Source organism: Pinirhizobacter sp., from assembly GCF_035317885.1.
Lineage (GTDB): Bacteria > Pseudomonadota > Gammaproteobacteria > Xanthomonadales > Rhodanobacteraceae > Pinirhizobacter.
This window is the reverse complement of sequence record NZ_DATHFX010000092.1, coordinates 1-6698: the sequence shown is the minus strand read 5'-3', so window position 1 is coordinate 6698 and position 6698 is coordinate 1. Positions and strand designations below refer to the sequence as shown.

General features: G+C 64.6%; 6 protein-coding genes. 3 read left to right on the top strand and 3 right to left on the bottom strand.

From position 1 onward, the window contains the following. Both VK519_RS02920 and petA read right to left on the bottom strand, forming a co-directional pair. Window positions 1-1159 (bottom strand): cytochrome b (locus VK519_RS02920; protein ID WP_324347503.1); only part of this gene is annotated, 1159 nt, incomplete at its 3' end. Further along, entirely contained in the window at window positions 1159-1758 is a 600-nt protein-coding gene (gene petA / locus VK519_RS02915) for a ubiquinol-cytochrome c reductase iron-sulfur subunit (protein WP_324347501.1), read from the bottom strand. The genes VK519_RS02920 and petA, both read right to left, overlap by 1 nt. Before the next feature lie 197 nt (window positions 1759-1955). Here petA and VK519_RS02910 point away from each other — a divergent pair, with 197 nt between their 5' ends. Beyond that, the gene (locus VK519_RS02910; protein ID WP_324347499.1) at window positions 1956-3182 is read left to right on the top strand and encodes a S1C family serine protease; all 1227 of its coding nucleotides are present in this window, start codon (window positions 1956-1958) and stop codon (window positions 3180-3182) included. Here VK519_RS02910 and VK519_RS02905 read toward each other — a convergent pair. Next, entirely contained in the window at window positions 3160-4137 is a 978-nt protein-coding gene (locus VK519_RS02905) for a transglycosylase SLT domain-containing protein (protein ID WP_324347497.1), read from the bottom strand. The genes VK519_RS02910 and VK519_RS02905 overlap by 23 nt on opposite strands. A gap of 91 nt (window positions 4138-4228) precedes the next feature. Here VK519_RS02905 and miaB point away from each other — a divergent pair, with 91 nt between their 5' ends. Together miaB and VK519_RS02895 are read left to right on the top strand one after the other, a co-directional pair. Continuing rightward, window positions 4229-5578 carry a tRNA (N6-isopentenyl adenosine(37)-C2)-methylthiotransferase MiaB gene (gene miaB, locus VK519_RS02900; protein ID WP_324347495.1) on the top strand — a complete coding sequence of 450 codons (1350 nt, stop codon included), beginning with the start codon at window positions 4229-4231 and terminating at the stop codon, window positions 5576-5578. Window positions 5579-5631: 53 nt separating this feature from the next. Beyond that, window positions 5632-6624, top strand: coding sequence for a PhoH family protein (locus VK519_RS02895; RefSeq protein WP_324347493.1), 993 nt, complete (start codon window positions 5632-5634; stop codon window positions 6622-6624). The last annotated feature ends 74 nt before the right edge of the window (window positions 6625-6698 follow it).

Genomic DNA, 6698 nt, shown 5'->3' with positions numbered 1-6698 from the left:
AGAAGATTTCCCACGAGGGCATGATCTCGGCGATAACACCCGCACCCACCGCACCCAGTGCAATGAAGGACACTACGAAGGTGAACAGCAGCACCTTGAACCCCAGGCCGCGATAGCGGATGGAACGGACTTCCCCGCGGTCGAGCCACGGCACCAGGAACAGCAGCACGATGGCGGCGAACATGGCGAGCACGCCCCACACGGCCGTACCGAACATCGACGGGATCATGCGCAGGATCGCGTAGAACGGCGTGAAGTACCACACCGGCTTGATGTGCGTGGGCGTGACCAGGTTGTTGGCCGGGATGTAGTTGTCGTGCTCGAGGAACCAGCCGCCGAACGTTGGCGCGAAGAAGATGATGAAGGCCGCGATCATCAGGAAGAAGCCGACGCCGACGAGATCCTTCACTGTGTAATACGGATGGAACGGAATGCCATCCGCGGGCTTGTGGTCGTCCCAGCGATTGCCCTTCGGGCCCTTCTTGATTTCAACGCCGTCGGGGTTGTTCGAACCCACTTCGTGCAGGGCGGCCAGATGCAGCACCACCAGCAACAGCAGCACGATCGGCAGGGCGATCACGTGCAGGGCGAAGAAGCGGTTGAGCGTGGCATCGGCGGGCAGGAAGTCGCCCATGATCCACTCCACCAGGGCGTGGCCAACGAACGGGAGCGTGCCGAACAGCGAGATGATCACCTTGGCGCCCCAGAACGACATGTTGCCCCACGGCAGCACGTAGCCCATGAAGGCCTCGGCCATCAGCACCAGGAAGATCAGCATGCCCAGCAGCCACACCAGTTCGCGCGGCTTCTTGTACGAGCCGTACATCAGGCCGCGGAACATGTGCAGGAACACCACGATGAAGAATAGCGAGGCGCCGGTGGAGTGCATGTAGCGGATCAGCCAGCCCCACTCCACATCGCGCATGATGTACTCGACCGAATTGAACGCCTCCAGGGCGCTGGTCTTGTAGTTCATGGTGAGGAAGATGCCGGTGACGATCTGGTTGACCAGCACCAGCAGCGCGAGCGAGCCGAAGTAGTACCAAAGATTGAAATTCTTCGGTGCGTAGTACTCCGTCATGTGCTTGCGGTAAGTCGGCGCCAGGTTCGGCGCGCGCTCGTTGACCCACTCGCCCACGCGGGTGAATACATTAGCCATTAGCCGGCCCCCTTCGGATCGACGCCAATCTGGATGGTGTTGTCGTCCACGAAGTGGTACGGCGGCACCGGCAGGTTCTTCGGGGCGGGAACGCCCTGGAAGACGCGGCCGGCCAGGTCGTAGCGCGACTTGTGGCAGGGGCAGTAGAAGCCACCCTTCCAGTTCGGGTCGAACGGCTCAGGCTTCATCACCGGCTCGAAATCGGGCACGCAGCCCAAGTGCGTGCACAGGCCCACCACCACCAGCCACTCGGGCTTGATGGAACGGGTGGCGTTCTGCGCGTACGTCGGCTGCTGGTCGGTGACTTCGGACTTGGGATCCGTAAGGCGGCCATCGAGCGTGGGAAGCGCGGCGAGCTGGTCTTTGGTGCGATTAACCACGAAAACCGGCTGGCTGCGCCAGGCAAACGTCACCTTTTGGCCTGGCTCGATCTTCGAGATGTCGGCGGTAACCGGTGCACCGGCGGCTTTCGCGCGGGCGCTCGGCTCCCAGGATTTAATGAAGGGCACGACCGCCGCCACCACTCCCACACCACCCACCACTGCCGTGGTGATGGTGAGGAAACGGCGTCGGCCGTGATCGACGACTTCGTTCGCCATCAGGCTCTCCGGAACATATGCCATTGAGATGCGGGTTTTCACGACCCGCAAAAATCGCGTTAGTGTAGCGTTTGCCCCCGAGGCACACAATAAAACTGAACGTGTTGACATACACTGGTACGTCCGGTCCGAGGTTATTCCCGAACCAGTACCGATTGGCCGCCATCCGACGACCGTCCGAAGGACCCGCTCTACCCATGAAACCGGCCGCCCGCGGCATCGCCTTCATCGCCCAGTTCGTCGTGTTGGGGTTGGCGGTTGCCTTTACCATCGGCCTCGTCTGGCCCGGCACCGGCCAGGTGCTGCGCGCGCGGCTGGGCTTCGGGCCCACGCCGGAAGCATCATCGTCGACCCTGGCCACGCCACCGATCGCGTCCGGCCCCGCCAGCTATGCCGATGCGGTAGGCCGCGCCGCACCGGCCGTGGTGAACATCTATGCCAATCGCCTGGTGAGCGAACAGCCCTCACAAGTTTTTGCCGATCCAGTGATGCAACGCATCCTGCGCGTGCCCACGGGCCCCGTGACCAAACGCCGTGAGCAGAATCTGGGATCGGGGGTCATCGTCTCGCCCGATGGTTATGTATTGACCAACAACCACGTCATCGCCAGCGCCTACGACATCCAGGTGCTGCTCTACGATGGCCGGGTGTTCAAGGCCCGCGTGGTGGGCTCGGACGACGAGACGGACCTCGCCGTGCTGAAGATCGACGCCGGCAGCCTGCCGGAAATTCCCCTTGCGGCCCCCGCGCATAAGCAACGTGTGGGCGACGTGGTGCTGGCCATCGGCAACCCCTTCGGCATCGGCCAGACAGTAACCATGGGCATCATCAGTGCCATGGGCCGCCAGTTGAACCTGTCCAGCCCGGAAATCTTCATCCAGACCGATGCCGCCATTAACCTGGGCAATTCCGGCGGCGCGCTGGTCAATGCCTATGGCGAACTGGTGGGCATCAATACCGCCCTGATCGGCCAGGCAGTGGGTGCCGAGGGCATCGGCTTCGCCATCCCGGTGGCCAGCGCCAAGCAGGTGCTGGACCAGATCATCGCCACCGGCCACGTCACCCGCGGCTGGATGGGCGCCGACTACGGCGCCGTCGCGGTATCGGCGGACAGCGGCCTGCCCTCCGCCGCGCGCGGCGTGATGGTGAACGATGTCTACCCCGGAGGCCCGGCCGCTACCGCGGGCATCCAGCCTCGCGATGTGCTGCTGCGTTTCGGCACCACGGGCATCGTCGATGCCAACGACCTGCGCCGCCGCGAGGCCATGCAGTCGCCGGGAAGCACGGTGGATGTCTCGGGATTGCGCAACGGCATTCCGTTCACGACACCGGTGAAGATGGTGCAGCGCCCGTCGATTCCGGTGCAGACCACGGCTAACCCCCAGGGCGTCAGCCCGGCGATCATTCCGCCGCATTCGCCCTGAGGGCGAGCGGCGCACCCGCCCGCACGGCGGAGCCGTAGCGGCGGCGGAGGATGCCCACGCGCTCGACATAGACCTGGGTTTCGGCATACGGCGGCACCCCGTTGTACTTCTCTACCGAGCGCTGTCCCGCGTTGTAGGCCGCCGCGGCCAGGCGCTCATCGCCGTTGAAGGCGCGCAGCAGGATCGCAAGGTATCGCGCCCCGCCCCGGATGTTCTGTTGAGCGTCGAAGGCATCGGCCACGCCCATGTCGCGGCCCGTGCCGGGCATCAACTGCATCAGGCCCTGGGCGCCCTTGATCGACAACGCACGCGGGTTGTACCCGCTTTCGGCATGGATCACCGCCCGCAACAGGGCCTGGTCCACACCGAATTCGGCGCTGGCCAGGCGGATCACGTCGGCATAGGCGCTCAAGTTCAGTGCCACCGTCTCGAAGTTGATCTTCGAATGCAGGTCGCAGGCAACGCATGTGGCGATATAGCTGAAGAGCATGGTGACCGCGCTGCCCTTCGTGCCCGCCGGGGCCACGTTGGTGTATTCCACCGTGCCATCGGCACGGGTCACCCGGTACACCGAACCGCGCAACACCTTCGCCGCCTTCGGCTGGGGTGGCTCTTCGGCGATCGGCAGAGGATCCCTGGTTTCCTGGTAGTCCCAGTGGCTTTTCGGGGCCACCACCTGGGGGGCCGCCACCACTTTCTGCCCCGGTTCGACCTTCGGCGTGGAGGCCGGCGAGACACCCTGAGCCACCGGCCGGGCGTTCACCGGACCACGGCGCGAGGGCGCCGACACCGGGATATCAAGCTTCTTGCAGTCCTTGTAGCCGGCCGTGGAACTGGCGAAGACGGTCTCGCCGGTGGCTCCGGTGCAGCGGTAAAGCGTGGCCGCGCGCACGGGACTGGCGAGCCACAGGGCCGCCAGGGCCAGGAGGATGGTCAGGCGGCCACGGTGCGTCATGGCGCGAGTTTGGCCGGAGCGCCTGGCGTTGTCACCCCACGCCGGGCGCCATAGCGGGTAAAATGACCGACCCACCCACCGCGGCAACACCATGAGCGGCAAGCTTTTCATCAAGACCCACGGCTGCCAGATGAACGAGTACGACTCGGCCAAGATGGCCGACGTGCTCAAGGCTTCGCACGGCCTGGAACTCACCCTCGATGAAAGCGAGGCCGACGTCATCCTGGTCAACACCTGCTCGATCCGCGAGAAGGCGCAGGAAAAAGTCTTCAGTCAGCTCGGCCGCTGGAAGGGCTACAAACAGCATAAGGAAGGCGTGGTGATCGGCGTCGGTGGATGCGTGGCCTCGCAGGAAGGCGCGGCCATCGTCTCCCGCGCGCCCTATGTCGATCTGGTTTTCGGCCCGCAAACCCTGCATCGGCTGCCGGAGCTGATCGACGCCCGCCGCCGCACCGGCAAGCCGCAGGTGGACATCAGCTTTCCCGAGATCGAGAAATTCGACCGCCTGCCCGAGCCCCGCGCCGAAGGGCCCACCGCGTTCGTCTCGATCATGGAAGGCTGCTCGAAGTACTGCTCGTACTGCGTGGTGCCTTATACCCGTGGCGAGGAAATCAGCCGTCCCTTCGACGATGTCCTGGTGGAAGTGGCCAAGCTGGCCGCCCAGGGCGTGCGCGAGGTGAACCTGCTCGGCCAGAACGTCAACGCCTATCGCGGTCCCACCTTCGATGGTGGCGAAGCCGACCTTGCGGTACTGATCCACGCCATCGCCGGCATCGAAGGCATCGGCCGCATCCGCTTCACTACCTCGCACCCGCTGGAGTTCTCCGACTCGCTGATCGAGGCCTATGCCAGCGTGCCGCAGCTGGCCAACTACCTGCACCTGCCCGTGCAGGCCGGTTCCGACCGCATCCTGTCGGCCATGAAACGCGGCTACACCGCGATCGAATTCAAGCAGAAGATCCGCAAGCTGCGCGCCGTGCGCCCGGACATCTGCGTGTCGTCGGATTTCATCGTGGGGTTCCCCGGCGAAACCGAGGATGATTTCGAGAAAACCATGAAGCTCATCAGCGACATCGGCTTCGACCAGAGCTTCTCCTTCATTTTCTCCTCCCGTCCGGGCACGCCTGCGGCGAACCTCGCCGACGACACGCCGATGGCGGTGAAGCACGCGCGGCTCACCCGCCTGCAGGCTGCCGTCACCGCCAATGCCAACCGCATCAACCAGGCCATGGTGGGCACGGTGCAACGCGTGCTGGTGGAAAAACCCAGCCGCAAGAGCCCGCGCGAGATGACCGGCCGCACCGAAAATATGCGCTATGTGAACTTCCCAGGCGACGCCCGCATGATCGGCCAGTTCGTCGATGTAACTATCACCGAGGCGATGAGCAACTCCCTCCGCGGGCGAGTCGCCAGCTACGACGCCGTCGCCCCGGCTGCTTGATGGGGTCAGAGTCATAACTCTGACCCCCCAAAACCATCCGATCTCGAGATCCCATGACCGACGGCCTTACCCAGCGCGACTTCCCGCTCGACCCGGAAAACAATGCGCGCCTTGCCAACCTCTGCGGCCCCTTCGACGAACACCTGCGTCAGGTGGAGTTGCGCCTGGGCGTGGAGATCGACCACCGCGGCAACATCTTCCGCGTGATCGGCGAGGAAGCCGCCGCCATCGCTGGCGAGAAGGTGCTGCGCTCGCTCTATCAAGCCACGGAGAACGAATCGCTCACTGGCGCCGCCATCAACCTGCACCTGGCCGAGAGCGGCGTGGATGCGCTGGTGTCCGACACCGAGGGCACGCAAGAAGTCGCCATCAAGGTCAAGCGCGGCGTGATCAAGGGCCGCGGCCCGAACCAGGCGCGCTACCTGCACGCCATCGCCACGCATGACATCAACTTCGGCGTCGGCCCCGCCGGCACCGGCAAAACCTACCTGGCCGTGGCAAGCGCCGTGGAAGCACTGGAAGCGAACCGCGTGCAGCGCGTGCTGCTGGTGCGTCCGGCGGTGGAAGCCGGTGAAAAACTCGGCTTCCTGCCCGGTGACCTCAGCCAGAAGGTCGATCCGTACCTGCGCCCGTTGTACGACGCCCTGTACGAAATGCTCGGCTTCGAGAAAGTGGCCAAGCTGATCGAGCGCAATGTGATCGAGATCGCGCCGCTGGCCTATATGCGCGGCCGCACCCTCAACGACTCGTTCGTGATCCTGGACGAAGCGCAGAACACCACCGTCGAGCAGATGAAGATGTTCCTCACCCGCATCGGCTTCGGCACGGTGGCGGTGATCACCGGCGACGTGACCCAGGTGGACCTGCCCCGCCATGTCCGCTCGGGGCTGCGCCACGCCATCGAGGTGCTGCGCGGCGTCGAAGGCATCAGCTTCACCTTCTATACCTCGCGCGACGTGGTGCGCCATCCGCTGGTTGCCAAGATCGTCCGTGCCTACGAGGCGTTCGAGACCACCGAGAACGCCGATAACACGCATGTCAGGTAGCACGCTGACGCTATCCGTGGGCTATGGCGTGCCCCGGGCAGGCGTGCCGTCGGCCGCAAGTTTCCGTAAATGGG